At 67.1% G+C, this 16,649-nt stretch carries 19 protein-coding genes; 8 read left to right on the plus strand and 11 right to left on the minus strand.

Features of this window, described 5'->3' with window-relative positions; genetic code table 11:
• Window positions 1-324: 324 nt before the first annotated feature.
• Window positions 325-1,485 carry an acyl-CoA dehydrogenase family protein gene (locus tag NA8_RS08440; protein ID WP_063049809.1) on the minus strand — a complete coding sequence of 387 codons (1,161 nt, stop codon included), beginning with the start codon at window positions 1,483-1,485 and terminating at the stop codon, window positions 325-327.
• Between NA8_RS08440 and NA8_RS33580 the strand changes: the two genes are divergently transcribed.
• Window positions 1,484-1,765: an SDR family oxidoreductase gene (locus NA8_RS33580; RefSeq protein WP_063049810.1), complete on the plus strand. Its 282-nt coding sequence runs from the start codon at window positions 1,484-1,486 to the stop codon at window positions 1,763-1,765. The genes NA8_RS08440 and NA8_RS33580 overlap by 2 nt on opposite strands.
• Before the next feature lie 79 nt (window positions 1,766-1,844).
• Entirely contained in the window at window positions 1,845-2,639 is a 795-nt protein-coding gene (locus NA8_RS08450) for a dienelactone hydrolase family protein (protein WP_245663721.1), read from the plus strand.
• 278 nt (window positions 2,640-2,917) lie between these two features.
• Here NA8_RS08450 and NA8_RS08455 read toward each other — a convergent pair whose 3' ends face one another.
• The 4 genes from NA8_RS08455 to NA8_RS08470 all read right to left on the minus strand — a co-directional run bounded on the left by NA8_RS08455 (window position 2,918) and on the right by NA8_RS08470 (window position 7,149).
• Window positions 2,918-3,247: a hypothetical protein gene (locus tag NA8_RS08455; RefSeq protein ID WP_063049812.1), complete on the minus strand. Its 330-nt coding sequence runs from the start codon at window positions 3,245-3,247 to the stop codon at window positions 2,918-2,920.
• Window positions 3,248-3,870: 623 nt separating this feature from the next.
• Window positions 3,871-4,236: a tetratricopeptide repeat protein gene (locus tag NA8_RS08460; protein ID WP_063049813.1), complete on the minus strand. Its 366-nt coding sequence runs from the start codon at window positions 4,234-4,236 to the stop codon at window positions 3,871-3,873.
• A gap of 260 nt (window positions 4,237-4,496) precedes the next feature.
• Window positions 4,497-6,119 (minus strand): carbamoyltransferase family protein, encoded by a 1,623-nt coding sequence (locus NA8_RS08465; RefSeq protein WP_063049814.1) that lies wholly within the window; start codon window positions 6,117-6,119, stop codon window positions 4,497-4,499.
• A gap of 103 nt (window positions 6,120-6,222) precedes the next feature.
• Entirely contained in the window at window positions 6,223-7,149 is a 927-nt protein-coding gene (locus tag NA8_RS08470; RefSeq protein WP_063049815.1) for a hypothetical protein, read from the minus strand.
• Between the two features lie 629 nt (window positions 7,150-7,778).
• On the opposite strand from NA8_RS08470, the gene NA8_RS08475 reads away from it, so the two are divergent.
• Window positions 7,779-8,378, plus strand: coding sequence for an SLATT domain-containing protein (locus NA8_RS08475; protein ID WP_063049816.1), 600 nt, complete (start codon window positions 7,779-7,781; stop codon window positions 8,376-8,378).
• A gap of 65 nt (window positions 8,379-8,443) precedes the next feature.
• Here NA8_RS08475 and NA8_RS08480 read toward each other — a convergent pair whose 3' ends face one another.
• The 3 genes from NA8_RS08480 to NA8_RS08490 form a co-directional block, all read right to left on the minus strand.
• On the minus strand, window positions 8,444-9,508 hold the full coding sequence (locus NA8_RS08480; RefSeq protein ID WP_063049817.1) for a lipocalin-like domain-containing protein: 1,065 nt from the start codon (window positions 9,506-9,508) through the stop codon (window positions 8,444-8,446).
• Window positions 9,509-9,590: 82 nt separating this feature from the next.
• The gene (locus NA8_RS08485) at window positions 9,591-10,883 is read right to left on the minus strand and encodes an oxygenase MpaB family protein (protein WP_063049818.1); all 1,293 of its coding nucleotides are present in this window, start codon (window positions 10,881-10,883) and stop codon (window positions 9,591-9,593) included.
• Entirely contained in the window at window positions 10,826-11,380 is a 555-nt protein-coding gene (locus tag NA8_RS08490; RefSeq protein WP_157106589.1) for a hypothetical protein, read from the minus strand. Before NA8_RS08490 ends, NA8_RS08485 begins: the two co-directional genes overlap by 58 nt.
• A gap of 120 nt (window positions 11,381-11,500) precedes the next feature.
• On the opposite strand from NA8_RS08490, the gene NA8_RS35495 reads away from it, so the two are divergent.
• The 3 genes from NA8_RS35495 to NA8_RS08500 all read left to right on the plus strand — a co-directional run bounded on the left by NA8_RS35495 (window position 11,501) and on the right by NA8_RS08500 (window position 12,867).
• The gene (locus NA8_RS35495) at window positions 11,501-11,626 is read left to right on the plus strand and encodes a hypothetical protein (RefSeq protein ID WP_281198982.1); all 126 of its coding nucleotides are present in this window, start codon (window positions 11,501-11,503) and stop codon (window positions 11,624-11,626) included.
• Window positions 11,627-11,670: 44 nt separating this feature from the next.
• On the plus strand, window positions 11,671-12,300 hold the full coding sequence (locus NA8_RS08495; RefSeq protein ID WP_245663722.1) for a TetR/AcrR family transcriptional regulator: 630 nt from the start codon (window positions 11,671-11,673) through the stop codon (window positions 12,298-12,300).
• Between the two features lie 336 nt (window positions 12,301-12,636).
• The gene (locus NA8_RS08500; RefSeq protein ID WP_063049820.1) at window positions 12,637-12,867 is read left to right on the plus strand and encodes a hypothetical protein; all 231 of its coding nucleotides are present in this window, start codon (window positions 12,637-12,639) and stop codon (window positions 12,865-12,867) included.
• Between the two features lie 138 nt (window positions 12,868-13,005).
• Here the strand turns inward: NA8_RS08500 and NA8_RS08505 are convergent, their stop codons facing one another.
• Window positions 13,006-13,233: a hypothetical protein gene (locus tag NA8_RS08505; RefSeq protein WP_063049821.1), complete on the minus strand. Its 228-nt coding sequence runs from the start codon at window positions 13,231-13,233 to the stop codon at window positions 13,006-13,008.
• Window positions 13,234-13,475: 242 nt separating this feature from the next.
• On the opposite strand from NA8_RS08505, the gene NA8_RS08510 reads away from it, so the two are divergent.
• Window positions 13,476-14,126, plus strand: a complete 651-nt coding sequence (locus tag NA8_RS08510; RefSeq protein ID WP_157106590.1) for an RICIN domain-containing protein — start codon at window positions 13,476-13,478, stop codon at window positions 14,124-14,126.
• 129 nt (window positions 14,127-14,255) lie between these two features.
• Here NA8_RS08510 and NA8_RS08515 read toward each other — a convergent pair whose 3' ends face one another.
• Window positions 14,256-14,858 carry a TetR/AcrR family transcriptional regulator gene (locus NA8_RS08515; RefSeq protein ID WP_063049823.1) on the minus strand — a complete coding sequence of 201 codons (603 nt, stop codon included), beginning with the start codon at window positions 14,856-14,858 and terminating at the stop codon, window positions 14,256-14,258.
• A gap of 130 nt (window positions 14,859-14,988) precedes the next feature.
• Here NA8_RS08515 and NA8_RS08520 point away from each other — a divergent pair, with 130 nt between their 5' ends.
• Complete coding sequence (locus tag NA8_RS08520) at window positions 14,989-15,441, plus strand: anti-sigma factor antagonist (protein WP_063049824.1); 453 nt, start codon at window positions 14,989-14,991, stop codon at window positions 15,439-15,441.
• Between the two features lie 147 nt (window positions 15,442-15,588).
• On the opposite strand, the gene NA8_RS08525 is transcribed toward NA8_RS08520, so the two are convergent.
• Window positions 15,589-16,614 (minus strand): alpha/beta hydrolase, encoded by a 1,026-nt coding sequence (locus tag NA8_RS08525; protein WP_439957373.1) that lies wholly within the window; start codon window positions 16,612-16,614, stop codon window positions 15,589-15,591.
• Window positions 16,615-16,649 lie beyond the last annotated feature (35 nt).

A 16,649-nucleotide genomic window follows, 5' to 3' on the forward strand; every position in this document is an offset into this window, starting at 1 on the left:
AGCCGGAATGTCCGCTTCGTGGCCCGGCCTGCGGCACCGATCGGGTATGCGGCGGGTCACCGGCTGATCTCGGTCGAGTCGCCTCCTCCACCGGCCCGGCCGTCACCCCGCCCCAGCACTCACAACCGCCTCCCCGGACCTGATGTTTCGATCACCGAGCCGCCACGCCGCGAGCCGCCACTGAGCCCCACCAACGTCTACGAATTCGCATGGCGAGCATCACCGCACGGCCTCGACGTCCCCTTCGATGGGTTCGCAGATGACGACATCACGAGTGTGGGCGGAACCTCTCTCTGAACCCGGCCGACGGGTGGGGGTCCGTGTTCATGCGCGCGCGTCACGCAGCAGGTTGCCACCGATGATGAGCTTCTGGATCTCGCTGGTGCCTTCGTAGAGGCGCAGCAGCCGGACGTCGCGGTAGATGCGTTCGACGGGGACTTCCCGCATGTACCCGGTGCCGCCGTGGACCTGCACCGCGAGATCGGCGACCTTGCCCGCCATCTCGGTGCAGAACAATTTCGCGGCCGACGGGGCCAGACGGCGGTCCGCACCGGAGACGTACTTGGCGGCGGCGTCCCTGACCAGCGCGCGGCCCGCCGACACGCCCGTGTACTGCTCGGCGAGCATCGCCTGCACCAGCTGATGGTCTCCGATCGGGACGCCGCCCTGGGTGTTGGCGGCAGCGTAGGCGACCGATTCGTCGAGTGCGCGCTGCGCCTGGCCTACGGCAAGCGCCGCGATGTGCACGCGGCCGCGCACGAGCGACACCATCGCCGCCTTGTAGCCGACCTCCTCGGCGCCGCCGACGAGCGCCGAATTCGGCACCCGCACACCGTCGAAGTGGACGTCGGCGGTCCACGCGCCCTCCTGGCCCATTTTCGCGTCCTTGGGGCCGACGGTGACCCCCTGCGTGTCGGCGGGCACGAGGAACACGGCGATGCCGGGGTGACCCTTGGTCGCCTCACGGGTACGGGCGAAGGTGACGAACAGGTTCGCGAGCGGGGCATTGGTGATGAACCGCTTCTGGCCGTCGATCACCCAGTCGTGGCCGTCCCGGCGCGCGTGAGTGCGCAGGCCCGCCGGGTTGGAGCCCGCGCCGGGCTCGGTGAGGGCGAACGAGGCCACCACCTCGCCGGAGGCGATCCGCTCGAGCCACTCCTTCTTCTGCGCGTCCGTGCCGTAGTTGACCAGCACCTGACCGGCGATGCCGTTGTTGGTGCCGAACATCGACCGCAAGGCCAGCGTGGTGTAGCCGAACTCCATCGCCAGCTCGACGTCCTGGCTCAGGTTCAGGCCGAGGCCGCCCCATTCGGCGGGGATCGCGTATCCGTACAAGCCCATCCGCGCGGCCGCGTCGCGGATGTCGTCGGGCATCCGGTCGGCCGCCATGATCTCGGTTTCCCGGGGCACGACCACGGTGCGGACGAACCGTTTGACCTGGGCGAGGATGTCTGCGAAGTCCTCGTCGTCGACTGTGTTGCTCATGCAACCGATTCTTCGGCCGTACGGCGGCCGCGTCCACTGTGGCGCCTTTGCCGCCGTGCTGGACCGGGAGGCCGCTCTCGACTTCCCGGCTGAGATGCTCATGCGCGGTACGCCGGCCGGACGTGCGGGCCATCCTGACGCCATCGCCGCCGCGGCCGTTTACCTGGCCTCCGACGACGCGGCCTTCGTGCACGGAATCGTCGTCGACGTCGATGGCGGACGCACCACCGTCGCGGTCGGCGCGGGGCGAACTCGCTGTCGCCGGGTGAAAGTGGGCTGAGCGCTGGTGACGCGCGGCGGATCCGGTCACGAAGCGCTGTGCCGCGGGCGTGCGACGCGTCGGCGACACAGTTTCGGGTATGTTCGAAACGGTCGACACGACAGGAGAATTAATGGCTGCGGTGCGGGGAAGTTCGGTCGACGTTCGGACGCCCGATGGTGTCGCTGACGCGTATGTCGCCTGCCCCGACGATGGCGCCGCCCATCCGGGAGTACTGGTGATTCAGGACGGGTTCGGACTGCGGCCCAGTCTGCGATCGCTGGCCGATCGTATCGCCGCCCACGGCTACACCGTTCTGATGCCGAACGCCTACTACCGGCACGGGCGTGCGCCGGTGATCGAGCTGCCGGACTTCATCGACCCGGCGGAGCGTCCGGAGATCTTCCAGCAAGTCTTCCCGATGATCCGCGAGCTGACGCCGGAGCTCCTGCGCTCCGATACCGGCGCCTACCTCGAGTGGCTGGCGATGTCGCCGCGGGTCGCGGAGGGGAAGGTCGGCCTCACCGGTTACTGCATGGGTGCGCGGCTGGCGGTGCTGGCCGCCGCTATGTTCCCCGATCGGGTCGCGGCGGTGGCCGGATTCCACGGCGGACCGCTCGTCACCGACGGCCCGGACAGCCCGCACCTGACCGTCGGAAACATCACGGCGGAGCTGTATTTCGCCCACGCAGGCGAGGATCAGCACATGACGCCGGAACACATCGCCCAGTTCGACAAGGCGCTCGATGCCGCCGGCGTCCGCCACCGCACCGAGGTCTACGCGGGGGCCCAGCACGGCTACACTCAGGCCGATACTTCCGCCTACGACGCCGAGGCGGCCGAACGGCATTACCGCGAACTGCTGGCCCTGTTCGACCGCAATTTGCACCGGTAGCTCGCTCGGCCGAGCCGGGGTCGTCACGTGCCCGAATCGATCGGTCAGGCGGCCGGCCCTCACGACGTCTAACCCGTAAAGACCTTCGGACAGAGGGCAGCGCGGTCACGTGCGGTCGCTTCCTCTTACCGCACCACACCAGCGTCGCAACGGTAAACCTTGCCGCCGGCGTCAAGGCAAGTCCTGGCGCGGTGGAATCGTCGTCGCCGATGCGGACCCGGCCGTAGTGTGAAGCCCGCCGCTCGAACGGCCTCGGGCCGCGCTCGCCTCGCCGCGTGTCATCTGGCGCGGCCGCCTCTCGCGGTCATGCGCAGACCCCAGATCGCCAAGGCCGCCGCAATGCCCAGGTATTGCAGGTAGGCGGCGATCACCAGCCACGGGCCGTAGTCGTGCAGCCATGCGCGTAACGGCAGCAACGCCACGAGGCCCAGGCAGATCATCAGCGTGCCCACCACCAGCGCAGGGATTCTCAGCGGCGCGAGTTGCTCGTCGAAGCCGCGCGGGGACCGCGCCGGGTCCGCAGTGGCACTCCGGCTCGAACGGGCGGCAGGGGGAACACCGGTACCGGCCTTATCGAACGAGCTGGGCATGGACGCTGGGATAGCCATAACGTTCTCCGGGCCGACGCTCCGATCGACCGAGGTAGCGATTGAATGTGCAATAGGACGCGAACCTCGGTCGCCGTTGCCCGGCTAGCGAGGCGTCGGAGGAGGCGGCACTACCGCCGCTCCACGACGTTCATGAGGCTAACTATCAGTTACCGATAGTGTGGCGGTAATCCCAGAAGGAGGAAAGGCCGGTTTTCTTCTACGACCAGGAGTGGCCGCGCGTGATCAAAACGTGACCTGGCGTCGGAATGGGGGCGTGAGCGCGGAGAAGCTATGTCCCTCGCGGAGCGGCCTGCTGCTTGTCCGGCAGTGCTCGGACCCACAAGGGTTACCGGACCGATATCTGGCGCGGCGGAGGAACTCGCCGGATCGGACGATTTCGGACCGGGCGGGAGCGAACGGCGACGGCCTGAGCTACGCCGCACTCCGATCAGGCTGCCCGGGTGACGCGGCGACCGCGGGCGTCCCATGTTCCTCTGTGTCACATCGAGGCCGTGCGATATGACGCAATCAGCGCGCGGACGGCCGAGTTGATGTCAGCAGGCAATGGAGTGGAGTTCAGAATGTCCTGCAGTGGTGCCGCCGCTGCCGTGCCGGCCGATGTCCGGTGTGGTTCCTCGAACCTACGGAAGCCCTCGTGCGAGTTCGCGCGCCTTCCGGCGGTAGATGCCCCCGAGAATCGAATGAGCTTCCGCGTCTTCGCGGTCCAAGGTGACAGCCTGACGGACGGAATCGACTGCGATGTCGAGCGCCCCGTTTCGGCTTTGCGCGACACCGAGTTCCCGCCAGGCCGGGGCGAATGATGGATCGAGGCGCGTCGCCTCTGTCATGTACCGGATGGCGTCGTTGTATTCGCTTGCCGCGATAGCCGATTCGCCCAGCAAGAAATACGCCCGGGCATTGGCTGGATTGACTTCGACTGCCGGCCACTCGGTGAGGATTACGAGCGCACCGGCGTCCTTGGCCACCAGATACGGGTCGTCCACCACCCGAACGCCGTCGAGGCCGGGGGTGGCCGCCGGGCGTTCCGGCGGCGCAGCTCGCCGCGCAGTCGGTGCCAGCAGGCGGCCGGTGGGATGAGCGCGCTGGTCACCGTCATCCGGTCAGCTCCCCGCCCCGTGGCCGATCGTCCACCACGATGATCTCTCGCGGCTTCGGACCCGACGCGGCGGCCAGCGACTCGGCAGCAGTCGAAGGCTTTCCCGGCCGGTAGTCGGGATCACGATGCTGTAGTCCACGGTGTGGCCGTTCATGAGCGGCGGACCACGAACGAGCCGAGGGCGAGCAGATCGATCGGGGCGGAACCGAAGCACTCGAGAGCGTCGCGTGGCGAGTCGACCATCGGCCTGCCCGCGGTGTTCAAGCTCGTGTTGATCACCACGGGCAAACCCGTGCGCTTGTCGAACTCCGACAACATCTTCGCCAAGACCGGGTTGTCCGCGGGATCGACGGTTTGCGCCCGGGCGGTGCCGTCCACATGTGTCACGGCGGGGATCCGCTCCCGCCACGCGGGATCGACGTCGTGGACGAAAAGCATGTAAGGGCTCGGCAACGGCCCGCGCCCAAAGATCTCGGCCGCTCGGTCGGCGAGCACCATCGGTGCGAGCGGCCGGAACTGTTCGCGGCCCTTCACCTCGTTGAGGCGTTCGAGATTCGCCGACCGGCCGGGATGCGCCAGCAGCGAACGGTGCCCGAGGGCGCGCGGGCCGAATTCGGCCCGGCCCTGGAACCAGGCCACCACGTGGTCGTCCGCGAGCGCTTGCGCCACTTCGGCCGCGACGTCCTCGGATCTGGTGTATTTGACCTTCGCCGCGCGGAGAATGGCCTCCAGTTCCGGGTCGGTCCACTCACGGCCGAGGGCGGCCCCCTGCATCGGGGTGGCGCGCTCACCGAACTCGGTCGCCAATTGCAGCGCGGCGCCCAGCGCGGTGCCCGCGTCACCGGCTGCCGGCTGCACCCAGATCCGTTGGTAGGGGCCCTCGGCGTGCAGCCGGCTGTTGGCCACGCAGTTCAGTGCGATGTCACCGGCCAGCGTGAGGTTCTGCTGTCCGGTCTGGCGATGCAGCCAGGCGCTCAGCTCCAGCAACACGTCCTCGAGTCGCCGCTGGACACTCGCGGCGAGGTCGGCATGGTCCCGGCCGAGCCCGCCGCCGGTCACGGCGGGAGCGAATTCCTCCCAGTCCACCGGTTCGGTGTGGAAACCGCCGTCCCGGACGGAATACAGCAGTTCGCGGAATCGGTCGAGGAACCGGGGCGTGCCGTAGGAGGCGAGAGCCATCACCTTGTATTCGTTGCTCGACCGGGTGAACCCGAGATGTTGGGTGAGGTCCTCGTACATCAGCCCGAGTGAGTGCGGCAGCCGCTGTGACGCCAACTCGACGAATTTGCCGTCCCGATATTCTCCGGCGAGATAGGAATGGCTTTCGCCGCGGCCGTCGGCCACGAGGACCGCGGAGTCGCCGAAAGGGGCCGCGAGAGCCGCGGACGCGGCATGGGCCAGATGATGACGCACGAAGCGCACGATCGAGGGATCCAGGCCGGGCAACGCGGCGGCGAGGAATGCGGGCGCGCGGAACGCGTAATCCGTCCGAGTCAGTTCGCTGTTCAGATCGAGACCGCCGAGCGAATGATCGACCAGATTCGGGTCATAGGAATACCCCACCGCGTCGAGCTGATCGGGACGTAATCTCGCTCGCTCCAGGCACCATGCGGCTGCTTGTTCGGGCAGCTCCCACGCGGAGAACGGCACCGGTCGCTTGCCGTGTCTGCGCTGGGTGAACCGCTCTTCCTCGGCCGCCGCGACGATTTCTCCGTCCACGATCAGGGCGGCAGCGGGGTCGTGGAATACCGTGTTGATTCCGAGAATGCGCACGGGCCGCCTTTCTATTGGAGACGCGGGACCTGTCGGTCTGCCCGCCGACATACGGGTGGCGCTACCCGCTGAAGTCACCACTAAACCGATTCATGCGCGTCGGCTATCGTTGCAGCGACTTCTCGGCTGACTCGTTCGCGCGCCCGGCGAACCAGTCGATCGTGCGGCGCAGTCCCTCCGCTCTACCGACCGATGGCGCCCAGCCCAGTGCCCGCCGGGCCAGCGTGATGTCCGTACAGCGCCGCTTCGGATCATCGATCGCGCCGTCGACATAGGTCACCACCGACCGGCTGCCGGTTACCGATCGGATCTCCTCGGCGAGGCGGCGCGCACTGCTGGACACCCTCGCGCACATGACCACGCGCCGGGCCGGTCCGTTCCCGGCGCCACCCCACGGCAATTGCGGAGATGTGACCGGGCGGTTGTATACCCATTGAGCGACGGCGGTGACGGCCGAGCCGAGCGAGGTGATGCCCGCGAGCAACGGCCAATGGGTGAGTCCGGCGGTGTCGTAGGAGACCTGCCGGATTCCCGGTGCGATAAGACTGCCGGTGCCGAACGCCCAGCTCGTCACCATTCCGATCTGCCCACCGAGGTCGGTGCTGCGGGCGAGCATGGCGCGCAACTCGGGAGCCTTGCTGTTGATGTAGAGCACCGTGAGCAGGACGAGGGCGGCGGTGGTCACCGTGGAGACCGTCGCCGCGTGCGACAGGGTGTCGGTGCGAAGCCGCAGATTCGCCGCCACCAAGCAGACCGTGAGGACGATCGCGCCGGCGGAAAGTATCGCCAGGGTGCCACTGATACGCGCCGTGGGCGGTTGCGCGGACGACCAGGTGTTCAGGTACGAGGTGGTCGCGGTGATCCGGCCGAAGGCATTGGCGCTGGCCTTGCCGTCGGCGCCGGCGGCCCTGAGCCACGGCTGGAACAGCAGGATCAGCGTGACGGCGCTGCCTCCCACGGCGCTCAGATAGCCCCAGTGGCCGTGAAACGCCGACAGGTCCGCGCGGAAACCGGCGAGTCGTCCCGGCACAGTGCTCGGTACTCGTTCGAGCCGAGTGTCTCTCGCTGACCACGGGGTTGGCTGCACTTCGCTCCGAAATCAAGATGGATCGGTATCGAGAACCGAGGCGGATATGGCAGTCCCCGACCGCTGTCGTCCGGACGTACGATTCGGCAGACGGGGTATCCGAACAGTAGGAGGCGCAGTACCTTCGGTGAATGATTGCGATCAGCGCGATCCGATGTCCGGCACCGGCATGCCGCGCCCGTCGTCGAGACACGGCCGTGGCGGACCCGCCGGGCGGACAGAGACATATCGACAATTCCGGCCGGTGCGCGACGGACCGACCCTACGGGGCTCGTTTCATCGACTCCATCCCAAAAGCTCCGCGCCCGTGCATATCTGCGCACTCACACGCGCGTTGCGAATCGAAAGCACCGGCGAGGCACTCTTTTTGGAGTGTCGATAACGTTTCATGTCCGACCGCGCAGTGGACCTGGACCGTCCGGAGTCGAGGAAGAACTGAAACCCGTTGCGGCGCAGCGGCCCACCTGCGGTCGAGAAGGTCGGCGACTCGCCGGAGGCCGCAACGCCGATCGATCGGCCGGACGAACAGCCGAAAGATGATTCCGAAGAGGTAGGGGAGATACAGTACGGCCGTGACAGAGCACCGATCGCCCATCGGCGGGGATCGCTCGCAGGACCTCGGAGTGCCGCCTTCGCTGGACCTCCGATCCGCCGACTGGTCGAGTTCCGATGAGACCCTTGCCCGGCTGTTCCAACGTGTCGAGGCGTATGCCATAGACGCGCGCGATTGGTACTCGAGGGACAGCCTAACGAAGCGGCGAACCAGCCTGGCCCTCACCGCGACCACGCTCGTTCTGGGCCTACTCGGAATATTGGTGCCGTTACTGACGACCGCCGGAGTTCACGCCATCGACCCGAGCTGGGGATACGTCCTGCTCGCTTGCGCCGCCGGAGGCGCCGGATTCGACCGCTTCTTCGGCGTCTCCACCGCGTGGATGCGCGACCTCCGCAGCGCGCAGTCGATCAACGCGATGCTGTGCGACTTCCAACTGGAATGGGCATCTGTCTCCCGGGCTGCCGCCAATTCCAATGGTGAGATAGACCGCCGGATGGGACTGCTGCGGGACTTCTCCTACCGAGTCAACGAGGTGATCGCACACGAAACGGATAGCTGGGCCGGTCAATCGCAACCCTCGGTCACCGCGCGGATGGGCAGATTCGATCGGAGGTGACCCCCAGGCGTCACCGACGGTGGAGCGCGCGACGGCCGAGGTCTGCCACATCGAACCCGGCCGGATCAGGCCAGGGCGACCAGTTCGTGCAATGTGGAGCCGGTGCGCGTCTCGATGCCGGTCCCGGTGTGGACGATCAGTTCGAACGACGACTCGAACCGGAAGTAGCCGGGATGGCCGACCAGCCGATGCACCAGCGGTTTGATCAGTCGTGATCGAGCGACGGGGACGTCATCGAGCAAATCGTGGGCATGGATGACCTTCTCGACGACCAGGCGCAGATCCACGCTTCCCGGCACGCGCAGTTCGATCCATTCCGGATAGGTGCGACCGGCGACCGGGTGGAATCGCGCCGGACCTTCGGTGAGCACCGTCTCGCCGGTGGACAACACGATGTCGCCGTGATGGGCGAGCATCAGCGGACCGATCTCGTGCCCGCCCTGCCGTCGCTGGGTCAGCACCGAGGCATAGAGCAGCGAATAGTCCTCGACGTAGAGCCGCCCCCAATGCCAGCGGTCGATGATCTTCTTCATATCACCGACGCCCCAGTTGTGGTCGTGATATCCACGCCCGGTGACTTCGTGGCGGATGCCGTCGAGTTCGATGGCGCCGCTCACCCGGGCGCGCGGCGCCGCGACCACCCACCCGAACGAATCCCGCGTCCCGAATCGGGTCTCGCCCTTGCCCGGCATCCAACTGGGAGTCTCGTTGTGGAATCGCAGGTCGAAGACCAAGCCGTCCTCGGCCATGTGCAGGTGGTGAATCGGCAGCCCGTCCGCCGGGTACTCGGTGTGCGCGTGATTGGCGCCGATGCGCACGTCGCAGGTGTCGGCGGAGAACGTCGCGGCCGCCCGCGGGTACCGCCGCGACACCTGGCGGCGGGTGCCGTCCGGGGCGTACACCATCATCTCCACCCATGGTCTGGCGTTGGGCAGATCCTCCGGTCGCCGTTTGGTCAGGAATCCGATTACCACGTGCCCGGTGTCGAGGTGAGCGTCGAAGTACCAGTGCTCGAACGCCAGTCTGCTCGGCGACGGGTGAAGCCCGTTGTGCTGGGGCTCAACGGAAGTCAGCACCCCGTCGCGGCGGCCGGGCCCATTCCACACTTCGACGATTTCTGCGGTGCTCATGACTGCTTTCGGTGTCGGTGGACACGACGGTGGCGCATCGGGTCCGGGATCGGCGCGGCCGCGGCGGCGCGCAGCGCGAGGGTCATCGGCGTAGCGCCCCGCTGGCGTCGAAAGCCGCTTCGCGGCCCTGCATCTGGGCGCGATACCAGTTCTCGCGGTGCCAGAGCATGAGCTTCTCGTGCGCCCGTGCGAAGGGCGGGAATGTTCTGCGCAGGATCTCCATCACCGTGATGAGGGGGAAACGCAGAAGTGGGATGGCGATGTACGGGAACGCCGGGGGCATGGTGTACCGGCGCCGGGTCCAAGGAGCCATGTACATCGCGGAGTACACGGAGTTGATGCGAAAGTTGTACGCCTCACGCAGTCGCGTGAGCCCGCGGTGGCCGTCGCGCGGCGCGAACGCCACCGGGTAGGACTCGATCAACTCCGCGCCGTGCTTACCGGCGTCGTAGGAGCGGGACGCGATGGTCATGGCGAGAACACGCAGCGAGTCGAGGACCGTTTCGGGGTACCAGCGCAGCCGCACACCGAGCAGGTATCCCATGTACTTCTGGAAATGCAGCAGCGCGCGGATTTCCGAAGGTGTGGTCTGATAGCCGAGTGCCCACAATCCGAGGCCGGGGGTGACGCTGCCGCCCAGGAGCGTCAGCATCTGGTAGGTCTGGCTGATCGGCAGGCCCCACCTGTCCATGTCCCATTCCGGATGACCCGCGACCTTCGCGCGGATCGAGACGTGCATGATGCGCACCTTCAGTGCCGTGGCACGTCCCGCCGAGCCCGGAGTCAGCAGTGCGCGGGGCTCGGAGACATCGATCCAGAAGCGGGTGGTCTCCAGGAAGCGGCGCAGTGCGCTGTCCCCGGCGTAGCCGCCGGCCAGCGACAACGGGGTCGCGACAGCGGCCTCGGTGTACATCTCCAGTGTTTCCGCGCCGGCGAAGCTGAACAGCATCGTGCCCCACCGTCGCCAGATCGCCGCGCCTTGCTCGACCAGTTCGGGCACCACCCACTCGGGCACCGTCTCGAATTCCTCGAACAGCGCGCGCATCGATTCCGGCGCGTCCGGTAGGGCGTCGATGCCGGCGGCGAGGGCGGTTTCCAGCATCCGTCGTCCGGCCCGGGGGCCGGCCGCACCATGCATCACCTCCGCGACGAACCGTTCCGCGACCGGATCGCCGGTGAACAAGTCCTCGCACAACGCGACTGCTTGCGCGTCGGTGGGAAACAGCTCCTTCCCGGTGACTCGCACGAACAGACGCTCGAGGAGCTGAACTTTGGGGGACCGGCGCGCTTCCCAGTACCGGAACGCGGTCGGGCACTTCACCGACGGCTGTTGCGCGGCAGCCTCCGCGCCCGCGGGCGGGACTTCCACTGACATGGGTGACTTTCTCCTAGTATCCGATGCGGTCCGGGTCGTTCGGCCCGACCTGCTCCTCCCACCAGCTCACGCCGGACCAGCCCGGACCGCGAGTGCTCGATGATCTGCCCGAGCACCTGGGGCTGGTCGACCGAGTAGTGGGTGAGATGGGGCATTTCGTTCAGCTCTGCGCGCGGATCGGCGCCGGCGTTCGCCTCATCGCACCCTCGGTACCTCAGCATCATGTCGTGGTCTTCGTGATCGAGCAGCGACAGGAACATCCCGGCGCGTCCGGCGTAGACGTTCGCCCGGGTGATGCCCGCGCGCACCACCGGTAGCCGGGGTAGTTCATCGACGAACGGTTCGACCCTCGGCGAATGAAACAGCAGCGGGCTGTCCATGCCGGGCGGCAGCAGCGGCTCGGCGACACCTCGTGTCCGGACCAGCATCGACCCGGCGAAGCCCGCACACACGCCGTGCAGAAACTTCGGCGCCCGATCCGCAGTCTCATCGTCCAACCCTTCTCGGGCGGCGTCGTCGCGCACCCCACGCCGGTGACCATACCATCGAGTATAGTTATCGGTACCATTTTGAATGGAAGGATCGGGTCCGCTCGGCATCATCGTGAAAGGAGTTCGGTGACGGGCAGATACGGCACCATCGCCGGAGGGGTGCAGTGGACAGTCGCCGCGCTGAAGCTGCCCCGTAACGGGGTCACCTACCATCGAGAGGTGATTTCCACCGACGCGGGGCCGCCCCGATGACAGCCGACCGGCCGCCGGCCGGCGACAGCATCCGGCCCCCTGACGTGGACGCCACGAACTCCGCACCGCGGCGCTCCCGGAAAGCGGCGGCGCAGCAACGCAGCAACAGCCGCGCTCCGCGGCTGTCGTACGAGGCATGGGTCGACGGCGCTCTGGCACTGCTCGCCCGAGAAGGCGTCTCCGCGATCAAGATCCCCCGGCTGTGCCAGGAACTCGGCGTCACCAAAGGCAGTTTCTACTGGCATTTCGACGATATCGAACAGCTCATGGAGGCGATGGCCGACCGCTGGAGCGCGCTGCAGACCGAGATCATCCGCGCACTCGGCGCGATCGAGTCCGTTCCGGTCGAGCAGCGCATCGCCAACATGGCCGCCAATCTCATCGACCAAGGCACCTGGGCCACCGAAGCCACCGTGCGCGAATGGGCACGAAGCGATGAGAAGGTGGCCGCGACGGTGCGCGCCTTGGACCAACAGATCTTCGAAACGGTGCAGAAAGCGATGCTGGAACTGGGCTTCGGACCGGAGGAAGCACGGCTGCGCGCCGGTGCGATGGTGTACTTGGGCATCGGCTTCATCCACGGTCGCGGCAGCCTGCCCACGCCGACCGCGGAGCAGGCTCGAGCGATTCTCGGCCTGTTGACCATTCCCGCCCCGAAAGAAGATCGGTCGTAGCCAACGGTCGTAGCCGGTGATGCCGCGAATCCAGCATCGAGGACCTGCGAGATCATGACGCCACCAGCCTTCGGGTCGCTCCGTAATGCTTCTGTCGACGATGGCGAGCGCGACCCCGTCGATGAGGCATCGGGCCGCGTCGACGCAGCGACGATATGGTCAGCACTACCCTGGCCGCTGCTGTTCATACACCGTGTCGACGCCGGTAGCGAATACGCAGCACGTGCCGCGACGGAGCTGGTCGACCTGCCGCGAGGTTTCCGAGACCCGGTCGGGCAGGCTGACCGGAGCCGTGTTCCGGGCGGCCGTGCCGACCCGGCTACGTAGACTTCCGGCGTGACCGATCTCGCGGACTTCGCCCGGCTGATCACCGGCGACCACGGCCTCTGTGTGATCTCCACCCTGCGAGCCGACCGCACGATGCAATCGTCCGTGGTCAACGCGGGTGTGCTGCGGCATCCGGCGACCGGCGCGGACGAGGATTGGGCCGAGTACGACAGAGTGATGGCCGCCGAGCGCAGGGCAGTGGTTTTGGTCCTGCCGGACCGTGTCTACGGCAACGGCTGAGATTCCCCGCGGCCGCCCGCGAACCGGCCGACGAGCCCGGGCTCGATCGGAGTCTCGGCTCGGTGCGGCGTTCGGAAGAAGTCGAGCGGAGTTTCTCCGCCCAGGGTTCCGGGCGGTCGGGCGTTGGTCACCAGTGCGCTAAGCGTGGGGCGCGACGTCCAGGACATACTCGAGGTCCTTGATTTCGTCGGCGGTCTCCTGGGAACAGGAGATGACGACGCGATCTGCGCCGCAGAGCTCGACGACCTCGGCGTCGTCGGTTTGCAACCAGTCGAGAAACTTCCCGCGCGCACCTTTCGGTGTCGCACTCTCGCCGCGCCGGGAGGGGTCGAGGCGGACGAGGTAGGTGCGGTGTCGGACCGGCATGACGCCTCCTTCGATCTCCGGGCCGTAGCCGAGGTGCGGCAGTTTGCGCCGCGTTCGGGTGCTCGTGCACGTGCGATGGTCGCTGTGCGAGCGTGATACCCGGCTTGGGCGACCGCACGCGATATCGAGGGATATTCGCGGCAGAACTCGTCGGGGTCCGAGTGGGAGCAGGGACAGCGGATCGCGGTTCTGGTCACCGGTGCGGGTCCGAGGTATACGGGTGCGCAAGGTGGCGGCCAGGCATGACATGTGACGAGCGCCGGTGGCTGCGCACGATGCGCGGGGCGGCGAACTCCGGTCTGTTGAAGTGGTTCATTGGTTTGGAGACGGGTAATTCGGTATCAACCGCAATCTTCGAGATCAGCCACCGCGGTGAGCCCCCACGGTCGAGGTTCTATCGGGAGGTTGTTGTCGGTGGTGGTATGCGTGGTGTGTCCACACGGCGAGGACGACGGATCATGGCTGAGTTGAGCGAGGGTGTTTATCGGATCGTCAACGTCGGCACGGGTCATGTGCTGGCGCTCGACAGCGCTGACCAGGTCACGGTAGTGGGTGAGGCGAGTGTGGAGGACGGCTGGCAGCATTGGCTGTTGTCGACCGCGCCGGAATTCGGCGAAGGGATCTGGTACATCACCAACGGGCGCACCGGGACCCGGCTCGGACTCGGCGACGGTCTGGTGTCCGAGGGGGTTCATGTCGAATGCAGCGGGACGCCGATGGGATGGCAGATCAGCACCGACGAAGCTCATCCCGCCTGCTACCGTATCGCCGTTTGGCCCGCCGCTGAGTTCGTTCTGGCCCTGCCGGGCCATGAGATCGGCACCGAGCAGATCGGGTTGACGCGCTTCGCGGCCACCAGCGATATCCAGCAGTGGCAGTTCCACCGCCCATGACCAGGTCCGATATACGGACTTTGCGCGGCACCACTCTCGATAGTGCGCGCGATCGACTCGTCGCTCGTTTCCTCGCCGACGATGATCTCACCACTAGTTGTGCGTCGGTGGGTCGATGCGCCCGCGTCGCTACGGCTCGGCGGGGCGGTGCTGTTCGATGAGCATGCGCGCCATGAGCTTGGCCCGGTGGGCCGCCAGCAGATCTCCCTCGGCAGCGGAGATGATCGAGCCCTTCATCAGGATATGCCAGGACCGGGCGAAATCATCCGGGTCACACAATCCCGCCGCCTCGGCCCGGCCGCGGACGATGGCCCGGATATTGTCCAGGTATCCGATGCTGGCCTGCCCGGCCGGATGCGCGGCGCCGAGCTCGAGCAGGACATTGATGAACGAGCAGCCGTCGAAATCCTCCCGCTTCTGGAACCAGTCGTGGAAGACGTCGAAAATCGCCAGCAACTGTTCTTCGGGTGTGTTGCCGCGCGCGCGAGACTGGGTTTCGACCAGGCCGAGCGTCCACAGCTGCTCGCGACGCTGCAGCACGGCGAGCACGAGATCGTCCTTGGACGGAAAATGCCTGTACAACGTGGCCTTGGCCACACCGGACATCGCGATCACTTCGTCAGTGCCCACCGCTCGGACGCCGCGACGCGTGAACAACGCGTAGGCGGTGCTGAGGATTCGCTCGCGCGCGGGTGCGGCGGGTGCGATGCGTGGAGGGTTCGGCGTTTCCATCTCCCTGTCACCATAGCGCTGTACAGACAGGCCTGTCTCTGTTAGTAAAGAGAGACAGGTCTGTCTTGAGGATGCAGGGTGGGCCCGACTGTCGAGCGCCCTAGGCGCGAAACGAATCGAGTGTGCCCATATGAGCACAGCACTGCACGGTCTCAGCAACCCCACCCAACCACCGGCCGATGAGCCGGAAGACGCCCGCCCCGGATTGAACGCGACCGTCGAACGTCGGGGCAACGCGGCCATCGTCCATGTCCACGGCGAGGTCGACGCCTACACTCTGCCGACGTGGCGCAGACTGCTGCGGGAGGTCGTCACAGCGACCGCGGCGCCGGGCCCCATCGTGATCGACACCAGCGGCCTCGGCTTCATGGCCTGCCGTTCCATGCTGGCCTTGGCCGAGGAGGCCGAGGCATGCAGGCTCCGGGATGTGCGGCTGTGCGTGGTCGGCAGCCCGTTGGTCGTGACCCGCATCGTGGCCCTCCTCGACCTCGATGCTCTCCAGCCCATCTACGCCTGCGTCGAGGACGCACTGGCCGGTTCCGTGCCGAGCGGGGGTTCCTTGGGAGGCCGGGTCGCGGGATAGCCGAGCGAAGACGGGTTGCGGCCCGGCGGAGCGGTGATCAATGTCGGCTCGATCGGCGCGGAATACACTGCGGGATCCTACGGCGCTCGGCGACCTGGTCTTCGACGGAGACTGGCGCTCCTAGATCGAACCGAGCGGCTTCGGTCGCTAGGACGTGCCGAGTGCGGCGGCGAACACGGGCCATGAGCTGTGCAGGTCTTCCTGCCAGTAAGACCAGGAATGGGTGCCGTTGCCGCGCAGCTCGAAGGTGGCGGGAATGGCCAGCTGATCAAGCCTTTCGCGCAGCTGACGGGTGCAGCGTTCGGCGAATGTCTCCAGGGCGCCGCCGATGAGAAGCTGGTCGATCAGCTTGCCGGGGTTGTGCTCGATCCCGGCACTGTCGAGGGTGTCGTATGGACCGGGCGCGCCGGTCCCGCTCGCGACATAGATCGCGGTGCCGCGCAGCTCGTCCGCGTGCAGATACGGGTCGTTGGCCGCCCACGCGGGATCCGTCGGCGGACCCCACATGTTCACCACGTTGCCCCGGCGTCCACTCACCACCACGCTCACGATCACTTGACCCTGCGGATCGCTGGTGCGCACACACCCGGAATACGAGCCGATGGCCCGATACAACCCCGGTGCGGCCAAGGCCAGCTGAAACACCGACGTGCCCGCCATCGAGATGCCCGCGATCGCGTTGGACCCGTTGCCTCCGAACGCCGCATCCACGATCGGGGGCAGTTCCCGAGTCAGGAACGTGGCCCACCGCTGGCGTCCCAGCATCGGATCATCCGCACGCCAATCCGTGAAATAGGAGCTGGCGCCGCCGAACGGGATCACCACGTTGACTTGCTTGTCCCGGAAGAACTCCACCACATCCGTGCGGCCGAGCCAGTTGCCGTCTGCGCCGCCGTCGATCCCGTTCAGCAGGTACAGGGTGGGCGCCGGAACCGATCGGTCGGCGGCAGGCAGGACGCGGACGGTCACCTCGTTCGCCATCGCGGCGGAGTGGACCGTCAGCTCCACCAGCCGTCCCGGGCCGGACGTCGCACCGGCGATATGCGGTCGATCGGGCGGCATGCCGATCGGCGACGGGAGTTCCGGTTGGGCGCTCCCCGGGCCGGCCACACCGGTCGCGAACCCCAGGGCGACGATGCTCAGCGCCGCCACCAGCCGTGCGGTCCGCGCCACGCCACGGGGGTAAGACGGCGGGACGGGGGAATGCA

It is taken from the genome of Nocardia arthritidis NBRC 100137 (assembly GCF_001612765.1).
GTDB lineage: Bacteria > Actinomycetota > Actinomycetes > Mycobacteriales > Mycobacteriaceae > Nocardia > Nocardia arthritidis.